Genomic DNA, 18,022 nt, shown 5'->3' with positions numbered 1-18,022 from the left:
TATTTTAATTCCAAAGAAACTATTAATTAGCAAATTTTAAATAGTTGCTCCGTTAAACCTACACATTCTAAAAATAGCAGAGGTGCAAGCGCTAATGAATGATGTTCAGGAAGAGCTTCTTTCATATGATGTGAATTCGTCGAACATCAGAAAGATAACCAAAGATATCCGGATATTTTTTATCTGGGTATTTTTTACGTGTATCTGTGACGCTTTAATCTATATTTACTTATTTAATACTTCTTCTGAATTATTAAGTGGTTGGTTTATTCTGACTATTTTATTTATATTATCGGGATTTTTTTCTTCTACCTATCTTTTACAGCAAAATAAAGTCCAAGAATTTAAACATCTTGATCTTTTTTTTCAGTTTTCTTGTTTGATCTTAGGAAGCTTATTTGGGATTGGCGTTTATATCATCAATTTAGAATTTATGATGATGCCAAATGTGGTTGACCCATTTTTTTCATTTCTATTATCTAGCTTTTTACTGAGTTTTTCATATGTTTTAGCAATGAATTTTCTCAATCAAAGATTTAGCTATTTTATTGCTTTATTTGTGCCTTCTGCGATTCCGGTGCTCACGCTCCCCCTGCTTTTTCCTCAAAATACCAACGAAATCTATAGCACTATTTTCATTGTTTGGTTCTCTTTATTATTCTTTAGCACTTATGCTTCACATAAAATTTATATTAATTCTGAAATATTAGACCTGAAAAATAAGTTTTTATTTAAGCAATCACAAGAACAACTTGCAAATTATAAAGGCTTAGAAATACAACTCAAAAATGAAATCTCAAAAACACAGGTCATGAAAAGTGAATTGCAGTTACATAATCATTTATTAGAACAAAAAGTAAAAGAACGAATTTTCGATTTTAAACAGATGAATGACCGTTTAGAAAATCATCAGGCCAACTTAGCTTTTGCCCATGAAACCGCGGGTATTCATTCTTGGGTCTGGAATATTGAAAAAAGAACTTTTGAAATTTCCGACTCAAAAAGCGGTGCAGAATTCAAACAACTCAACCTAAAACACAATAGCGTAGATGAATATGTTCATCCTGATGATATTGTCAATTATAAAACCATCCTGAAACAACATCTCAAAGGTAAAACTGAGCGCTTTGAGGCAATCTACCGTGTTAAGCGAGATGGTCAATGGTGCTGGATTCAAGACATTGGCAAAGTGGTTTCTAAGAACATCAATAACAAACCGCTCAGAATGGTGGGAATCCAACGCGACATTCAAAAAGAAAAGACTGACCAAGAAAAGCTAAAACTCGCAGCAAATGTATTAGCACAAGTAGCTGAAGGTGTTTTCATTTTAGATAATAATTTATGCTACTTAGAAGTGAACCCTTATTTTGAAAAGCTCTTAGATTATAAACAACACAATATCGTTGGAAATCATCTATTTGATATCACGATCAATAATAATTCTCGTACCCAACAGATGTATAACGTGATTACCCAAAGTTTAATTCAAAAGGGAGAATTTGAGTCTGAATTACAGATTGATTTTACCTCTGGGAAAAAACTTGCACTCTGGGTACACATCAATGCAATTTATGATGAAAAAAATAAATTTTGCAACTATGTCGGCATTATTACCGATTTAACTGATCGTAAAAAACAAGAACAACGACTCTCGTATTTAGAACATTATGACATCCTGACCGATTTGCCAAATCGCTTTTATTTCAAACAACAACTGCATAATTATTTAATTCACTATTCTGATTCATTTAAAAATTTTGCGGTTTTACGTATCAACATTGACCGTTTTAAATTATTCAATGAATTTATGAGCCATAAAGAAGGTGATGAATTATTAAAGCAAGTCGCTCACAGATTAAGATTATGTTGTCCAAATGCCTCTTTGATCGCTTATTTAAATAATGATGATTTTGCAGTGATCTATAATTTAAGCAGCAATAACATCAATATTCATCAACATACACAACATATTTTAGATGCGTTTAAACAACCTTTTGATGTTAAAGAACAAGAACAAACCATCACCATTTCTATTGGCGTTGCGCTATATCCAGAGCATGGCTTACAGCTTGACAGTCTCAATGGTCATGCAGAATCAGCATTACACGAAGCCAAACGTTTAGGCGGAAACACTGTATATTTTTATTCAAACAAAAAAACTCCGTTGCTCAATCAAGGGATCAACTTAGAAAACGAATTAAGAAAAGCCATAAAACATAAAGAACTGACCGTGCATTATCAACCTAAAATCTGTGTTAAAACTCAACGTATTTATGGTTTTGAAGCATTAGTCCGCTGGCAACATCCAACTTTGGGTTATATCTTGCCAGACATTTTTATCCCGCTTGCTGAAGAAACCAGCCTCATTTCAGATATTGGTTTAATTGTATTGCATGAAACCTGTAAGCAAATACAGCAGTGGCAATCCCTTGGTTTTGATCATTTTAGGGTTTCGATCAATATTGTGGCACAACAAATTTACCGCGGACAGTTGGTTAAAGATATCGATTATGCCCTTAAAAAATATAATATTTCAGGTGATATGCTTGAACTGGAACTTACTGAATCTTCTTTGTTTGATAAGTCAGAAGAAGTTAATTTTCTCCTACAACAATTAAAAGATCGCCATATTTCTATTTCTTTGGATGATTTTGGAACAGGCTACTCATCTTTAGCTTATCTAACCAGTTACCCTTTTGATATCTTAAAAATAGATCGTGCTTTTATTTCAAAAATTGGACAAGAAAAAGACGAAGCAATCGTCAATGCGATTATTGCTATGGGCAATGCAATCGGCATTACCTTAGTGGCTGAAGGCGTTGAAACTAAAGAGCAAGCGTTATTTTTACAAAAACACGGTTGTTATATTTTACAAGGCTTTTACTTTTCCAAAGCATTGTCATCTGCGGACAGCACAAAATATTTGGAACAGCATAAACTTATAAAGATTTGTTAATTTTTTTAGACTTTATATCTATTACTTTGTTTGAAATAACTATTTTTTGACTGTCGGTATCGCTCAACAAATGTTATATTCGATGAAATTTAGTCAAACCACCAGCCTCGCTGGAACATGTAATAATCGAGATTCAGATGGATGATCAATCTTTAAAACAGCAAGCCCTTTACTATCACGAATTTCCAACACCAGGAAAAATTAGCGTTACGCCAAGTAAGCAACTTGTCAATCAACATGACCTTGCGCTTGCTTACTCACCAGGTGTGGCAGCGCCTTGTTTAGAAATTGAAAAAGACCCTTCAAAAGCAGCGCTTTATACTGCTCGTGGCAACTTGGTTGCAGTGGTCAGTAATGGTACAGCCGTTTTAGGTCTAGGTAATATTGGTCCATTAGCATCTAAGCCTGTAATGGAAGGCAAAGGCGTATTATTTAAAAAGTTTGCTGGTGTAGACGTTTTTGATATTGAAATTGCTGAAAATGATCCTGACAAAATTGTGGATATCGTTGCGGCTTTAGAACCGACTTTTGGTGGTATTAACCTCGAAGATATTAAAGCACCAGAGTGTTTTTATATTGAGCAAAAGCTTCGTGAACGCATGAAAATCCCTGTGTTTCATGATGACCAACACGGTACTTCAATTATCGTAGGTTCAGCCCTTCTCAATGCTTTGCAACTCAATGGCAAAAAAATTGACGAAATCAAAATTGTTGCTTCAGGTGCAGGTGCTGCGGCACTTTCTTGTTTAGACTTGCTATGTGCAATTGGTGCTAAAAAAGAAAATATCGTGGTTGCTGACTCACGCGGTTTATTGACCACTAAACGTGAAGGCTTGGATGAGTCTAAAAAGCGTTATGTGCAAGATATTGAGGGTACTCAACTTGCAGATGTGATTGCAGATGCAGATATGTTCCTTGGCCTTTCTGCGGCAGGCATTTTAACCAAAGAAATGGTTAAAGTTATGGCGGCTGATCCAATCATCTTTGCATTGGCAAACCCAGATCCAGAGATTTTACCTGAACATGCGCATGAAGTACGTCCAGATGTAATCATGGCTACTGGTCGTTCAGATTATCCGAACCAAGTAAACAACGCGCTTTGCTTCCCTTATATCTTCCGTGGTGCGCTAGATGTTGGCGCTACGACGATTAATGAAGAAATGAAAATTGCTTGTGTACATGCAATTGCACGTATGGCACATGTTGAAGCGGATGCCGCATCTTATGGTGAAAAATCTGCATCATTTGGTCGTGATTACTTAATTCCACGTCCACTTGATCAACGCTTAATTCTTGAAATTGCTCCTGCTGTTGCACAAGCTGCAATGGATTCAGGTGTTGCAAGTCGCCCAATTGCGGATTTCTCGGCTTATCGTCAACGTCTATCTGAATTTGTTTATAATTCAGCATTGATGATGAAACCAATTTTTGCACAAGCGAAAACTGCACCTAAACGTATTGCATATGCTGAAGGTGAAGATCTACGTGTATTGCGTGCGATTCAAATCGCAGTAGATGAAGGTTTGGCACAACCTATTTTGGTCGGTCGTACTGCAGTCATTGAAGCAAATATCAAAAAATTAGGTTTGCGTCTTGAACACGGTGTAAATATTACCATCGTCGATCAAGAAAAGAATCCTGATTACGATAAGTTTGCAGATGACTATTACAACTTGATGCAACGTAAAGGTGTAACGCCTGAGTATGCACAACGTGAAACACGTCGTCGTTCTACCTTGATTGCAGCAATGTTGGTTCGTCATGGTCTTGCAGATGGTATGCTATGCGGTACTTATGCAAGTTATGATATCCATTTAGACTTTGTGAGAAATGTGATTGGTTTAAAAGAAGGTCGTAATAACTTCTTTACGCTTAATGCATTAATGCTTGAAGATCGCAATATCTTTATGGCAGATACATATGTAAATACTAACCCGACTGCTGAACAGCTAGCTGAAATGACTATTTTAGCGGCTGAAGAAGTTCGTCGTTTCGGTATGACGCCAAAAGTTGCATTACTTTCGCATTCTAGCTTTGGTTCAGATCAAAATGATCCAAGTGCACAAAAAATGCGTAAAGTATTTGAAATCTTGACTGAAATCGCACCTGAATTAGAAGTAGATGGTGAAATGCATGCAGATGCTGCACTTGATGAAAATATTCGTCATTTTGCATTCCCAAATTCACGCTTCAAAGGTTCAGCGAACTTGTTGATTATGCCAAATCTTGATGCAGCAAATATTTCATTCAACTTGTTAAAATCAACATCAGGCAATAATGTGACTATTGGTCCTATCTTGCTTGGTGCTGCTAAACCTGTGCATATTTTAACACCTACAGCGACAACACGTCGTTTAGTTAATATGACAGCTTTAACCGTTGCTGAGATTCAACAAGCTGAAGGCTAAGCTTGAAGTCAATTTAACATCAATACCGCAGAACTTTAGTCAATCACTCAAGTTCTGTACTTGAGAAAACCTCTATTCTGTTGCATGATGGCAGTAAGAATAGAGGTTTTTTCATGCAAGTTTATTTAGTAGGCGGTGCCGTTAGAGATCATTTACTCGGTCATCCCTATCACGAAAAGGATTATGTTGTTGTTGGCGCCACGCCAGAGCAACTTCTTGCCCAAGGTTATCAACCCGTTGGGAAAGATTTCCCTGTGTTTTTACATCCCAAAACAAAAGAAGAATATGCCCTAGCCCGTACTGAGCGTAAATCAGGACACGGTTATCATGGATTTGAGTTTTTTACCGATCCAGATGTCACCTTAGAAGAGGATTTAATTCGTCGTGACTTAACCATCAATGCCATTGCGATGGATGAAGCAGGTCAAGTGTATGATCCTTATCATGGACAAGATGATTTAGCAGATAAAATCCTACGTCACGTTTCAGACGCTTTTGCAGAAGATCCGTTACGGGTACTGCGTGTGGCTCGTTTTGCTGCTCGTTATGCACAATATGGTTTTCGTATTGCCGATGAAACACTTGCATTGATGCGTCAACTGGCTGAATCTGGCGAATTAGAAGCACTGACACCTGAACGTGTTTGGAAAGAAACCTCTCGTGCTTTAATGGAACGTCATGCCGATGTTTACTTTGAAGTGTTACGTGAGTGTGGTGCATTAAAAGTGCTCTTTCCTGAAATAGATGCCCTGTTTGGCGTTCCACAACGACCTGAATATCATCCTGAAATTGATTGCGGTATTCACACATTGATGTCTTTACAGCAAGCATGTAAAGCCAATTATTCTTTAGATGTTCGTTTTGCAGTATTGGTACATGACTTAGGCAAAGCTTTAACACCGAAAGATGAATTACCTCGTCATATCATGCATGAAGAACGTGGGATTCAGCCTGTCACAGATGTATGTGATCGTTTACGTGTGCCCACTCAAACGAAACAGCTTGCTCTAGCAGTATGTAAAGAACATTTAAAATGTCATCAGGCTTTTACTTTAAAACCAGGCACCTTATGGCGTTTGTTACAGCGTTTAGATGTGCTGCGTCGTCCTGAGCGGGTCGAAGCTTTTGCGCAAGCCTGTGAATGTGATGCTAAAGGCCGTTTAGGCTTAGAAAATCGCGAATACCCACAAGCGCATTACCTATTAGATGCAATGAAAACTGTACGCACGATTAAAGCATCGGACTTACCCTCAGATATTCAAGGTCCAGATATCGGTGAAATGTTGATTCAAAAACGTATTGAAGCGATTGCTGATTTAAAGCATGAGTTAGGTCATCATCATCATACGGTATAAAAAAATGCCTCTCAGTAATGAGAGGCGTTTTTTTATAAATTCAAAATGCTTAGCTAAAAGGGTTTGGGGTATTCCACGGCTCATTTCTATAAATAATTTTTCCGTCTTCTACACAGAGTATCCATGTGAAAAAGAATTCTTCACCTAAACCTCGGCTTTCAAAACTTGCTTGAGGTAATAACGGTACAATTTTCACTAATAATTCAAATAGATAAAGTGAATGAACTGCAAAATCTGCTTTTCCCTTGCTAAAAGCATTCAGTAAATCAACATACACATCCTCATGAATAGCATCTTCTTTTAAAATTTCAAGAATTTTCTGCTTATGCTTAGAGATATCAATTTCTTCAAAGTCATTATTGTGTATATGTAATTCTGTATAAAAACTCATAATCGACTCCTTTAATCATTTTACTGATATTTAAATAATCGCAAAATTCTCATTTATCCAAGCTTGTGCTAATTCTTCTGATTCAAATTCTCTGATAGTAGCTTGATCAGAATCTATATAGATGATCTCAAAATACTTAAAAGTATTGTTTTCATAAATAGAGTTGATATGTGAAATTTTATCCCTATCCAATGCTGTATGTATTTCTGTATGGATTAGATCAGACATTTCAAATGCAAATAGCTCTTTGTTTTCGCATTTATATGTATCAGAAATCAAATCAAATTTTGGATATAAACAAATAAAGTTATTCATCCAACTACGCACATCAAGAGTATCTATTGATTTTTTACTCTCTAATCCTCCATTATTTTTAGCCTCTTTTATGCTTGATAATACAAAAAAAGAGGCTAAATTAGAAATTTTCACAACAAAGATATCAAAAATATAATCTGGATTTAAGTAATTTGCATCATCATCTTGTATAAAATATGGTTTCATTCGGTCATTCTTTAATTATTTGTTTTATTCAAATAATCATATATTAATCAACGCATTATTGCATACCTAATTAAAAGCTAACTAGGCATGCTAAATTAACTACGACACATCCGCAGGAAATGTAATCACCCTTTCCAACTTCATTTGGTTCATCACCACCATTAACAAACGATCAATTCCCAAAGCAATACCCGCACAATCTGACATATTCGGTAAAGCAGCGAGCAAATATTCATCGATTGGCATCACATGTAAACCCAGTTTTTCACGCTCAGTATTATCTGCTTGAAAACGACTACGCAAAACCTCAGCATCAATTAACTCATCATAGGCATTGGCAAGTTCTAACCCTTCAATATAGAGCTCAAAACGTGCAGCAACTAACTCACCGTCCTCATCCAGTTTGGTCTTTGCCAACGAGGCCAATTCTGGGGGGAAATCAGTTAAAAATACCGGCGTATCAAAACCTAAACTTGGCTCAACCATATGAGAAAATAACAAATCAATATAGGCTAAACGATCATCACCCAAATCAAGATTGAGTCCTACACGGTGTGCTGCATCTTTTAATTGTTGCAATGTTGCTTGCAGTGGATTCAAGTCCAAACGATCGATAAATGCATGTTTATAACTGAGTACGGTTGGTCGAACTTCACCAAAACGTTCAGCCAAAACCACATTTAATAAATCAGTGACTTCTAGCATCAAATCTTTCAAGCTGAATTGCGGACGATACCATTCCAACATGGTAAATTCACTATTGTGCTTACGCCCATGTTCATCATCTCGAAAAACTTTACAAATTTGATAAATCGCACCACTACCACTCGCCAATAAACGCTTCATGGCAAACTCTGGTGAAGTTTGTAAATAATGCGTTTGTTTTTTGCCATGTACGTGACGCTGAGCCTGTACAGAAGCCAGATGGACATCAGTTACACCCGCTTGAGACAAGATCGGAGTTTCAACCTCTAAAACATCACGCTCAATAAAAAATTGGCGAATTTGTCTATAGAGTTTTGCTCGTGCTTTAAGCGCCTGAATATCACATGTTGGTTTAAAATCTATGCTCATGCTTTTGGCCCTCCATGAGCAGCCCATTCACGGCGCAAAGGATAAGTTTTACGAAGGTAATCAAAGGCTTTTTGATCCACCTTGCCGTCCTTTAAGCAATCTCTTAAATTTTCATCATCTCGCTGAATATTGTAAATTTCAGCTAAGTATTTTTTTAACGTTTGTTTAATGTTATTGCCATAAAAATATTGTTCACATGCCGGTAATTGTGATTCAAATTTCTTATGTGCGGTATAGGCAAATGTTTTACAAAATGCGTCATAAATCATCTGAGTACCACGTGCTTTACCTTCCAAACTGTAACCCGCAATATGTGGCGTCACGATTGTAATTAAATCCAGTAGACGTTGTGAAATCTCAGGCTCATGTTCAAAAACATCCAACACCATTTTACGACGTGTTTTTAAGATATCTGCCATTAATGCTGCTTCTTCAACAACAGCACCACGCGCTGAATTAATTAAAATGGTCTCTGGCTGCATTAGCGCCAATGCATTAGCATTGATTAAATGATGTGTTGCAAACGGCCCTGTTTGGGTTAAAGGCACATGTATGCTGATCGCATCGGCTTTCTTTAATAAAGCGTCAAATTCAACTTGCTGAACATTTTCTCGTTGTACCAAGGGATCATAGCCAATTACATTCCAGCCCAACAACTGAGCCATATATGCTAATCGTGTTCCCACATTGCCTAGACCAATAATGCCTAAAGTAAACTTTTTCCCTAAATCTAGAAAATCCTGATTGAGATGCAATAAAGCTGTAATCACATATTCTGCAACGGCTTGTGCATTGCAACCTGCTGCATTTGACCATGCGATTTGGTGCTTTTCTAATGCTGAAATATCTAGATGATCTGTACCTATGGTTGCACTACCGACAAATTTTAGTGCTGTATCTTGGACCAACTGTTCATTGACTTTTGTTATAGAGCGTACCAATAACGCATCTGCATCATTCACATCATGATGAGTCAAATTGCGTCCTGCTGCTTGATGAATGGTTCCGAATTCTGAAAAGAAATATTCAGTAAATGCTAGATTTTCATCTGCAACAATTTTCATAGCGTCATCCACAAGTTTAACTGCCGCTATGATAAACCTTTGAACCACTTAAGACTATGCAGTTCACACATCAAATCTTTTAAATATGGCATAAAAAAACCCGCAAGATCACTTACGGGTTTTTAATTCTGAAGATTTGTTTAGAACAAACGATTCATACCATTCAATGTTGCAACACGATAGGCTTCTGCCATTGTTGGATAGTTAAATGTCGTTTCAACAAAATACTTAATGGTATTGTTTCCACTTTGCATCACAGCCTGTCCAATATGGATAATTTCAGCCGCATTATTACCGAAACAATGCACACCTAATAACTCTAAGGTATCACGATGGAATAACAGTTTAAGTTCACCAACTGTATCTCCTGTAATTTGCGCACGTGCCAAATGACGGAATGATGCTTGTCCAACTTCATATGGAATTTTTTCAGCAGTTAACTGACTTTCAGTTTTACCAAAAAATGAAATTTCAGGGATGGTATAAATCCCCGTTGGAATATCTTTCACTGGTTTAACATTTTCTTCGCCGCTCATATTTGAACCAGCGCAACGACCTTGATCATATGCTGCAGAAGCAAGGGATGGCCAACCCACAACATCGCCAGCCGCATAGATATTTTCAACTTCGGTTTGATATTGGTCATTTACCGCAAGTTGCCCACGGCTGTTTGGTGTAATACCAACATTTTCAAGGCCTAAACCATCGGTATTTCCTGAACGACCATTACACCACAGAATGGCATCAGCTTTAATTTTTTTACCACTTTGCAAATACAAGACCACATGATCATCAAACGTTTCTAAATGATCAATTTGCTCATTGTGACGCATCAACACGCCTTGTTCACGTAAGTGATAAGACAACGCGTCTGCAATTTCATCATCGAGATAACTGAGCAGCTGATGTTGTGTATTGATCAAGTCAACTTTATGGTCTAAACCAATAAAGATAGATGCATATTCACAACCAATTACACCTGCGCCATAAATGATAATTTTATGAATTGGATAATCCAGATCTAAAATTTTATCTGAATCAAATACACGCGGATGATTAAAGTCTAAACCTTGTGGGTGATAAGGACGGCTACCTGTTGCAACCACAAGCTGTTTGAAAACTAAAGTTTCTTTAACACCATCTTCGCTAAAAATAATCACCGTATTTTTATCTTGGATATATGCGCGACCGTGAAATACATCGATATGGTTACGGTCATAAAAACGTGAATGTGTATCAACTTGCTGTTGAATCACTTTATGCGCATTACGCAAAACTTGCTTCATAGTGAATTGTTTCCAATCCCCTACTTTTTTAAACATTGGATCACGTTGGTAACGGATAATACTTGAAACTGTCTGACGTAAAGCCTTACTTGGGATGGTGCCGACATGGGTACAGTTACCACCAAGTTGCTCACGAATATCTACAATTGCAACACGCTTACCCGATTTAGCAAGCTTCATTGCCGCGCCTTCACCAGCAGGACCAGAGCCAAGTACGACCGCATCGTATTTCACAAATTTCCCACTAACGACTTCTTTCTTACGTGGCATTCAAAGCTCCTTAGAGTAAATTCAGTCTATATCTTGTCTTATGCGATATTATGACCTAAACCAAAACAATTTTCTGTATTTCGCATGCATATATTCTGTGATAACGACATTTAGTATATGAATAGTGTTTTTGCCCTATCTTTTTGCATTTCCGCTATAATGAGCATAATCTCCCCCGTAGAAAACAGTGGAAAAGTTGAATATGTCAGAGAACCGTAAACCAGAACAGGGTGTCAAATTACGTGGCGCGGAAAAAGTTGCTCGTATACCTGTAAAAGTTATTCCCACGGTTGAAGCACCACGAAAGCCAGACTGGATTCGTGTCAAAATGGCTGCGCCTGATGAAGTTCAACGAATCAAAACCACTTTACGTGCACAAAAATTACATACTGTGTGTGAAGAAGCAGCTTGTCCTAACCTTCCAGAATGTTTCGGTGGTGGTACTGCAACCTTTATGATCATGGGTGATATTTGTACCCGTCGCTGTCCGTTCTGCGATGTTGCACATGGTCGTCCAAATGCACTTGATCCTGATGAACCTCGTCATATGGCAGAAACCATCGCCAATCTCGGTTTAAAGTATGCAGTGATTACCTCTGTAGACCGTGATGATCTTTTAGATGGTGGTGCGCAACATTTCGTTGATTGTATTCAAGAAGCACGTCAACTCAGTCCAAAAACATTATTAGAAATATTGGTTCCTGATTTTCGTGGTCGTATGGATATTGCACTGCGTATCATGACTGAATGTCCACCAGATGTATTTAACCATAACATCGAAACGGTACCTCGCCTCTATAAAGCGATGCGCCCGGGTTCAGACTATCAACATTCTTTAAACTTATTAAAAATGTTTAAAGAATACTGCCCTGATGTGCCAACAAAATGTGGTTTGATGGTGGGTATTGGTGAAACCGAAGAAGAAGTGATTGCCCTATTAGATGATCTACATGCACACGGTGTTGATTATGTGACAATTGGTCAATACTTACAGCCTTCTAAAGAACATGCACCAATTGACCGTTTTGTCACACCAGAAGAATTTGAGCGTTATACTGCACACGGTCACAAGCTTGGTTTCAGAAATATCTGGGCTGCTCCAATGGTTCGTTCAAGCTATTTTGCAGATCGTCAATATTATGGTGAACCTGTTCCAGTGGTACGTCGTAAAGTTGATCCTGCGAAAAAAATTGCGGTACAAGCCATCGAAGCTTAAGTCATTGTTCAAAAAATTTAAGCGTCAAAAAAGCACTCAATATTGAGTGCTTTTTTTACAAATATTTTTGATCTTTAACGACACTTCCCTGTAGTTTTACCTTCAACACTACTCATACTGCTTTGTAGTTTCGTCAGTGTAGAGCATTGTAAATTTCCTGAAATAATTGATTTATTTAAGCTCAATGTTGACGAAACCTGACCTGCAAGCACATCCCCCTCAACAGAAGAATTGACCAATTTCAATACTTTGGCGGTATTGGCTTGCACATTTCCACTCACTGAAGAATTATTTAAAATCAAACTCCCACCATTGAGTACATTCACATTTCCCTCAACGGATGTACTATTTAAAGTACATGTTGCACCTGCTGGGACAGTTAAGTTTGCCACAGCATTATTGCTGATTGTACTTGAACAATTTGCAGCAAATCCAAGAGGAGCTATGCCTAAACCACATGCAATTGTGAAGAACTTTAAGAAACGCTTTTTCATTGACATTACCCTTTTGTATTATGAATTTAGAATAAATTTATTGTTGGATGATTTTAAAATATACAGTTAGAAAGTTTAATGACAAATATGTTGATTTCTTTTAACTGGGAATCATGAATATAAAATGGATGACGCTTTAGCTTATTTACCTCGTTTTACTGTTGTTGCAGATTTCGGTTGAAATAAATCATTGCTGATTTATCGACTTAGCGACTTTGACTGATTTCAAAATCAGAAAGTCGCTTAAATTAAAATAAATGTCTTTATTTTACTTTCTGCTTAAGTTCCTCAACGTAGTCTGCGTAATTCAACATTAAGCCCTTTCCAGTTAGATCCTTAGGGAGTAATTTAGTACAAAACCAATTGTCGGTCCAAGTATGATTTTGTGGGAAATATAAGCTTACTAGCTCACCTTTAACTTCTTTTTTGATCTCAGCAATAACCTTCTTTGTTTTTGCTGTCCCCATTTGTTTACTAAGATATTGAATATCAGCTGTTGCAATTCCTTCTGGTAACGCCCGTGCTGTTGATACCACTGATCATACAAGTGTTGTAGTTCTGGCTCTGTCGATGGATCAAATTTCTTACATGAAGCAAGTGTTTTTGGAAACAAGGCTGGTACATCTAAATAAGCCGTATATAGAAACTGTAGTTTGCCTGTACCGTCTGCACGTGCAACAGATGTCGCCAAGAGCAAAACGCAACACAACACTATCCGTGGAATGTTGAAAAGAGATTTTTTCATATTATATTTTCCTTCTCACTGTCGAATGTATGATTCGCACATCGTGTTAGACCACGACAAAACATATATAGGACAAGATTTAAGTATTAACTACAAATAATTGGTTAATATTTTATTTATATAAACTTAACAATAGGCTTTGACTATAGCATTTAAAAAACCACAAGGCTAAGGTTTGATTCAGTTTTTTGGCTGCCTCGAATCACATTATAATTAGTCTTATAAATCGCCAAGGACAGTATGTAAGTTTAAATCTGAAAAAATTTTTATAGGGTATTTATCCAGTCAAATCGGTTTCTAACTTATACAAGCATCTAAATAAAATACGCATCGTTTTTTAGACTGGCTCGTTTGCAAGCCTAAGCATTTCATTTAGAAATCTCTCAACGATACTGTTTTATCTATTATTTTAATTATCTATCTAATTGTTAAATAAAAATTATTTAACTCCTCATACATCGTTAAATTTTAACAATTAATATAATTTTACATTTTTTTAACGGCAACACCTCAACTTGACCTTAACATAGTGATTTTAGTCTTAGTAAAAATTGATGATGAAAAAATTAACTTTAGCTATTTCAGCAACCCTATTTTCTGGGATTTGTTTTGCCCAAAATCCATTAAGCGTACATGTATTAAATCTTGAAAATGGCTTACCTTCAAGCAATGTTAAAGTCATTCTCGAAGCGCAACAAAAAGATAAATGGGTAAAAATTAATGAAGGAAGCACAGACAGTAATGGGCGAATTTCATCCTTATACCCTGAAAACAAAGTATTAGATAAAGGTGTCTATAAGGTTACTTTTCAAACTGGTGAATGGTTTAAACAAAATAACCAACGTGCTTTTTTCCCAGAAGTTCCAGTGGTTTTTGTGATTGATGGAAGTCTTGAACATTATCATATTCCACTGTTGATTAGCCCTTATGGATATTCAACATATCGTGGTAATTGATTGATCATACCACGTTAAATTTTAGGCGTAAAAAAACCGATGTTTTTTAACATCGGTTTTTCTTGGTACAGAACTTAATTAAGCCTTTAACCATTTCTCAGCTTTGGCTTGATCTAATACATTCAACTCAACCGTTGTCAATGCAACTTCGCCGCCTTGCAACTCAAATTGCAAAAACTCATCACGACGGAATGCATAAACCGTAAATTGACCTTGCTGTTTTGCATATTGGTTTAAAAGTTTTTCAGACGCTTTTAAACCATCAATCGCAATGATCACATCATTGGCAGACAACCCCGCTTTAGCACCAACACCATCACGACGCGCTTGCTGAATGATGACACCCTCAGCTTTTTCAGCAACTTTCAAACCAAATGGAAGTGCTTTGTCATTTTGCAAGCTATAGCTCAAACCAAATTCAGGGAACAATTGATCCAGTGGTAATTCATCTGTGGTATTAATCAAATGATTAATCTGTTCGATCCAATTATCACCAGTCAGTTCATTGCACAGTTCGACAATCGTACGCTCATTGACTTGCATGCCCTTTTGGGTATTTTCATACAAACGGCGCATTAAGGCATCCAAACTAGAACCACGTAAACGTAGACCTAAATCTAAACTGAGTGCAACTAAACAGCCTTTATTGTAATAACTGGTTCCAGCATTATTTGAATTTTCATCCTGACGATAAAATTTAATCCAAGCATCAAAACTAGACTCTGAAACAGATTGAATAAAACGTCCTGGATTTTGTAGATAACGATCAATTTGCCCTTTTAACAACTTTAAATAAGATGCTTGAGAAATCACACCACTGCGATACAGAATCAAATCATCGTAATAAGAGGTGAAACCTTCAAAAATCCATAACAGTGAGGTATAGCCTTCCTGATCCAAATCATAATTTGCAAAATTTTCAGGGCGGATAAATTTAACCAACCACGAATGAAAATATTCATGGCTACACAACCCAAGGAAGCGTTGATAATCCGCAGAAGGCTCTACAGGTTCATTTGCTTTAGGAAAATCATCACGTGGTGAAATCAGACTGGTACTATTAGGATGCTCTAAACCACCATAACTATTGCCAGTTGCCATAGTCATAAAAGTATAGTTTTCAAAAGGCGCTGAACCAAACATTGAAATTTCTGTACTACAGATTTTTTCAAGGTCTTGCTTCATACGCGCTGCATTCATTGTATGCTGACCAGAAACCACAAATTCATGTGGAATCCCGTTCGCTTCAAAACTAAAACGGGTTTGATCCGCCAATTCAAATGGTGCATCAATCAATTGTGCATAATTGTTGGCTTTTAAGGTATAGCGCCCTTTCACCAAGCTTCTTGATTCTAAACCTGTGGCAATTTGAAAATGCTTTAATTCTTCAGGTAAAAATACTTCAACTTCGATTGCTGATTCTTCTTGGTCTTGTAGCCCTAGGCAGACACAAGCAGGATTGACATATAAACGGGTTTGATCGACATACGCGCCACGTACCGAAAGGTCATAGGCATAAACATCATATTCAACAGTAATCAGTTCATGGTCGGTGTTATATAAACGCCATTTATTTTTTTCAAACTTATTAATTTGCAGTTGACGACCCGCTTCATCATAGGCTTTCACAGATTCGATATGTTTAGAAAATTCACGGATCAAATAGCTACCAGGAATCCATGTAGGAAGTGACAAAACTTGGGTAGGGTTCGCCAGAAAGCGCAATGTGACATGAATGAGGTGCTGACGGTAATCGTCAAATTCAATCTGATAATGCAACATAAATATATATTCGAAAATAGACAGTGAGAAATTACCAATTAGATTAGCATTTTTTTACAAAGTCAGGCGATTTTAGTCGAAATTGTCTACGATTCTGACTAGCGAAGAGTGCAAAAAAGGCATAGCATTCGCAAAGTTTATGCACTCTTGCCATAGGATTGGCTTAAAGGTAAATCTGTTGAAAATTCTTGCTTCTTTTATCGCGATAACTGGCTTGGTTTGCTCCACGTTTGTTAACGCCGCTTTACTTAATATTAATCCGCAATCTGTTGAAGCTGAAGCTTGGACAATATTAGATACGCAATCGGGTCAAACCATTGCTGAATATAATAGTCATGTACAGCGCGCACCAGCATCCATGACCAAAATGATGGTCGCTTATATTGCGTTGAAAGAACTCAAAGCGGGTCATATCAAAAAAGAAGAGATTATTACTGCAACCCCTGTGGTTCAGATGGTGCAATGGGATGAATCTCAAATGTACCTAAAGCAAGGTGAGCAAATCTCAATTGACCAACTTCTTGCTGGATTGATTGTGATGTCTGCCAATGATGCAGCAGTAACACTGGCAGAACGTATCTCAGGTAGCGTACCTGCATTTGTTGCTCGTATGAATCAAGAAGCACAAGCCTTGGGAATGAAGGATACTCATTTTGCCAATCCTCCCGGTATTACCATGCCTGATCATTTTTCGTCAGCTCATGATATGGCGATCTTAGGTCAAGCAGTGACATCACAAACCCCTGAATATATGCATTATTCAGTGATGCCAAGTTTTAGTTATAACCAACATTTTCATCATGCCACCAACCTTGTTTTAAAGTCTGATCCAAGTGTAGATGGTTTAAAAACAGGTTTTACCAAAGCAGCCGGCTATAACTTAGCACTGACAGCGCATCGTCCTTCTGCCATTACAGAGTCTCCTGATCGTCGTTTAATTGTGGTGGTGATGGGTGCAAAAAGTGCAGTTAAACGCGCGGAAATTGCACATAAATTGTTAAACTTGGGCTATGCCTACACCCGTGATGAAGTCGCAATTAAAGACAAACAGCTGATTGCTGAGCTTCCTGTAGTTAAATCCACCTTGAAAATGTTTAAGGTTGAAGCAAAAAAACCTCAACTCATTACCACATCTTTATATAACGATGCGACACCAATTGATTTAGCGACTTTTGATGTTGTAAATAGCCGTATTATGAAAACTGAAGCAAATGGTTTATTGGCAACAGTTGAACCGCTTACAACAACTCAAACCCATTTGAATGTTGAACTGAATGAGACATCACTTACCGCACCTTTAGAAAAGATCATGCATTTGGCAAAAGTGAATGTTTACCAAAACAATCAACTGATTCAAAGTTTTGATATTGAAGATGAAGTGCATATCGAACAAGCCTCTTGGTTTGAACGCTTAATGGAATGGATCAAGTCAATTTTTGGAATTTAATTAAAACCAACCAATTTACTTAGATTTATTATAATTATGTAACCTGTAATACAAAAAAAACCTAAACAATTAAATAG

14 protein-coding genes are annotated in these 18,022 nt (G+C 37.1%); 6 read left to right on the top strand and 8 right to left on the bottom strand.

From position 1 onward, the window contains the following. Positions 1–94 precede the first annotated feature (94 nt). The 3 genes from GJV03_RS07900 (at position 95) to GJV03_RS07890 (ending at position 6,719) form a co-directional block, all read left to right on the top strand. Positions 95–2,956, top strand: coding sequence for an EAL domain-containing protein (locus GJV03_RS07900; protein WP_154129809.1), 2,862 nt, complete (start codon positions 95–97; stop codon positions 2,954–2,956). Between the two features lie 137 nt (positions 2,957–3,093). Further along, positions 3,094–5,364, top strand: coding sequence for an NADP-dependent malic enzyme (locus GJV03_RS07895; RefSeq protein ID WP_004717035.1), 2,271 nt, complete (start codon positions 3,094–3,096; stop codon positions 5,362–5,364). Between the two features lie 113 nt (positions 5,365–5,477). Continuing rightward, complete coding sequence (locus GJV03_RS07890) at positions 5,478–6,719, top strand: multifunctional CCA addition/repair protein (protein WP_154129808.1); 1,242 nt, start codon at positions 5,478–5,480, stop codon at positions 6,717–6,719. 49 nt (positions 6,720–6,768) lie between these two features. Here GJV03_RS07890 and GJV03_RS07885 read toward each other — a convergent pair whose 3' ends face one another. The 5 genes from GJV03_RS07885 to sthA form a co-directional block, all read right to left on the bottom strand. Further along, positions 6,769–7,110, bottom strand: a complete 342-nt coding sequence (locus GJV03_RS07885) for a hypothetical protein (protein WP_004717040.1) — start codon at positions 7,108–7,110, stop codon at positions 6,769–6,771. A gap of 30 nt (positions 7,111–7,140) precedes the next feature. Then, positions 7,141–7,611, bottom strand: coding sequence for a hypothetical protein (locus GJV03_RS07880; protein WP_004717043.1), 471 nt, complete (start codon positions 7,609–7,611; stop codon positions 7,141–7,143). A gap of 99 nt (positions 7,612–7,710) precedes the next feature. Continuing rightward, positions 7,711–8,685, bottom strand: coding sequence for an EF-P lysine aminoacylase EpmA (gene epmA / locus GJV03_RS07875; RefSeq protein ID WP_004717044.1), 975 nt, complete (start codon positions 8,683–8,685; stop codon positions 7,711–7,713). After that, positions 8,682–9,749: a 4-phosphoerythronate dehydrogenase gene (locus tag GJV03_RS07870; RefSeq protein WP_154129807.1), complete on the bottom strand. Its 1,068-nt coding sequence runs from the start codon at positions 9,747–9,749 to the stop codon at positions 8,682–8,684. The genes epmA and GJV03_RS07870 overlap by 4 nt, the downstream gene beginning before the upstream one ends. Before the next feature lie 140 nt (positions 9,750–9,889). Next, entirely contained in the window at positions 9,890–11,305 is a 1,416-nt protein-coding gene (sthA, locus tag GJV03_RS07865; RefSeq protein ID WP_004717049.1) for a Si-specific NAD(P)(+) transhydrogenase, read from the bottom strand. A gap of 202 nt (positions 11,306–11,507) precedes the next feature. Between sthA and lipA the strand changes: the two genes are divergently transcribed. After that, a complete protein-coding gene (gene lipA / locus GJV03_RS07860; protein ID WP_004717052.1) occupies positions 11,508–12,521 on the top strand; it encodes a lipoyl synthase in 1,014 nt (337 codons plus the stop codon). A gap of 74 nt (positions 12,522–12,595) precedes the next feature. Here lipA and GJV03_RS07855 read toward each other — a convergent pair whose 3' ends face one another. Further along, a complete protein-coding gene (locus GJV03_RS07855; protein ID WP_154129806.1) occupies positions 12,596–13,015 on the bottom strand; it encodes a hypothetical protein in 420 nt (139 codons plus the stop codon). 403 nt (positions 13,016–13,418) lie between these two features. Further along, positions 13,419–13,706 carry a hypothetical protein gene (locus tag GJV03_RS21720; protein WP_252720687.1) on the bottom strand — a complete coding sequence of 96 codons (288 nt, stop codon included), beginning with the start codon at positions 13,704–13,706 and terminating at the stop codon, positions 13,419–13,421. Positions 13,707–14,314: 608 nt separating this feature from the next. Between GJV03_RS21720 and uraH the strand changes: the two genes are divergently transcribed. Then, positions 14,315–14,716: a hydroxyisourate hydrolase gene (uraH, locus tag GJV03_RS07845; RefSeq protein ID WP_154129805.1), complete on the top strand. Its 402-nt coding sequence runs from the start codon at positions 14,315–14,317 to the stop codon at positions 14,714–14,716. Positions 14,717–14,794: 78 nt separating this feature from the next. On the opposite strand, the gene GJV03_RS07840 is transcribed toward uraH, so the two are convergent. Next, positions 14,795–16,498, bottom strand: coding sequence for a M61 family metallopeptidase (locus GJV03_RS07840; protein WP_154129804.1), 1,704 nt, complete (start codon positions 16,496–16,498; stop codon positions 14,795–14,797). Between the two features lie 178 nt (positions 16,499–16,676). On the opposite strand from GJV03_RS07840, the gene GJV03_RS07835 reads away from it, so the two are divergent. Then, entirely contained in the window at positions 16,677–17,945 is a 1,269-nt protein-coding gene (locus GJV03_RS07835; protein WP_016539611.1) for a D-alanyl-D-alanine carboxypeptidase PBP6B, read from the top strand. Positions 17,946–18,022 lie beyond the last annotated feature (77 nt).

It is taken from the genome of Acinetobacter sp. RIT698, assembly GCF_009668065.1.
GTDB classification, from domain to species: Bacteria; Pseudomonadota; Gammaproteobacteria; order Pseudomonadales; family Moraxellaceae; genus Acinetobacter; species Acinetobacter guillouiae.
Note: the sequence above shows the minus strand (reverse complement) of the source record. Positions and strands in the feature narration are given on the sequence as shown.

What these genes read in the sequence shown, in the direction of transcription:
- GJV03_RS07870 (WP_154129807.1), bottom strand. Translation starts at nt 9,749, where the DNA reads ATGAAAATTGTTGCAGATGAAAATCTAGCATTTACTGAATATTTCTTT.
- GJV03_RS07890 (WP_154129808.1), top strand. Translation starts at nt 5,478, where the DNA reads ATGCAAGTTTATTTAGTAGGCGGTGCCGTTAGAGATCATTTACTCGGT.
- uraH (WP_154129805.1), top strand. Translation starts at nt 14,315, where the DNA reads ATGATGAAAAAATTAACTTTAGCTATTTCAGCAACCCTATTTTCTGGG.
- GJV03_RS07855 (WP_154129806.1), bottom strand. Translation starts at nt 13,015, where the DNA reads ATGAAAAAGCGTTTCTTAAAGTTCTTCACAATTGCATGTGGTTTAGGC.
- lipA (WP_004717052.1), top strand. Translation starts at nt 11,508, where the DNA reads ATGTCAGAGAACCGTAAACCAGAACAGGGTGTCAAATTACGTGGCGCG.
- GJV03_RS07885 (WP_004717040.1), bottom strand. Translation starts at nt 7,110, where the DNA reads ATGAGTTTTTATACAGAATTACATATACACAATAATGACTTTGAAGAA.
- GJV03_RS07895 (WP_004717035.1), top strand. Translation starts at nt 3,094, where the DNA reads ATGGATGATCAATCTTTAAAACAGCAAGCCCTTTACTATCACGAATTT.
- epmA (WP_004717044.1), bottom strand. Translation starts at nt 8,685, where the DNA reads ATGAGCATAGATTTTAAACCAACATGTGATATTCAGGCGCTTAAAGCA.
- GJV03_RS07900 (WP_154129809.1), top strand. Translation starts at nt 95, where the DNA reads ATGAATGATGTTCAGGAAGAGCTTCTTTCATATGATGTGAATTCGTCG.
- GJV03_RS07840 (WP_154129804.1), bottom strand. Translation starts at nt 16,498, where the DNA reads ATGTTGCATTATCAGATTGAATTTGACGATTACCGTCAGCACCTCATT.
- sthA (WP_004717049.1), bottom strand. Translation starts at nt 11,305, where the DNA reads ATGCCACGTAAGAAAGAAGTCGTTAGTGGGAAATTTGTGAAATACGAT.
- GJV03_RS07880 (WP_004717043.1), bottom strand. Translation starts at nt 7,611, where the DNA reads ATGAAACCATATTTTATACAAGATGATGATGCAAATTACTTAAATCCA.